This window comes from Bacillus sp. Nf3 (assembly GCF_003028545.1).
In the GTDB taxonomy this organism is placed as follows: Bacteria; Bacillota; Bacilli; order Bacillales; family Bacillaceae; genus Bacillus; species Bacillus safensis.
Window position 1 is genome coordinate 1 of the sequence record NZ_PYUA01000024.1, and the last position, 829, is coordinate 829.

1 rRNA gene is annotated in these 829 nt (G+C 38.6%); it reads left to right on the top strand.

What is annotated here, in order from left to right:
- The first annotated feature begins 109 nt into the window (after positions 1-109).
- Positions 110-225, top strand: a 5S ribosomal RNA gene (rrf, locus tag C9414_RS19300).
- The last annotated feature ends 604 nt before the right edge of the window (positions 226-829 follow it).

The window sequence follows — 829 nt, forward strand, 5'->3', positions numbered from 1 at the left end:
GGTGACACGTGGAGCTGACAGATACTAATAGATCGAGGACTTAACCTATATTCTAATGTGAAACATGAACATTGTTATCTAGTTTTGAGAGAACATTCTCTCCATCAGGTTTGGTGGCGATAGCGAAGAGGTCACACCCGTTCCCATACCGAACACGGAAGTTAAGCTCTTCAGCGCCGATGGTAGTTGGGGGTTTCCCCCTGTGAGAGTAGGACGCCGCCAAGCTTCTATCAGGATCAGTTCCAGTCGGAACTGGTCTTTTTTGTGCTGATTGAGGTTCATGCATCATACTTTATCTCATTCCATTTGTTTGATGAAAGATCGTCGCACCTTCTTATGTCCAAGCGAAGCATGTGAAACACTTGAACCTAAAGATGTCCATGGCATAAAATCTTATCTATACAAAACAATAGAGAGACAGAGTATGAGCTTATATAGGGGCACTCCATATATCTTTAATTAAATTGAAGATGTGTAAGTCTATTCGATTTCTATAAATGCTTTACGTCTAAAGAGATACCTATATTATTAAAGTATAAAAATGAGAGACTGTTAATATTTCTGAAGGAATTGAACGTTTTTAAAGAGAATATAGAGGAGAGAAAGTTCAGCTGCTGAACGTTGAACAGCAGCTGTATGAATAGGTGATATGACGATCATTTGTTAAAAGAAATACGCAATGAAAATTGAAATAAAATTTTTTTAATATAGCCTTTACAAATGATTAAAACCTGTATATAATAATCTTTGTCGGATCGAGAGATTCCTGCATAGTGGAGGATTAGCTCAGCTGGGAGAGCATCTGCCTTACAAGCAGAGGGTCGGCGGT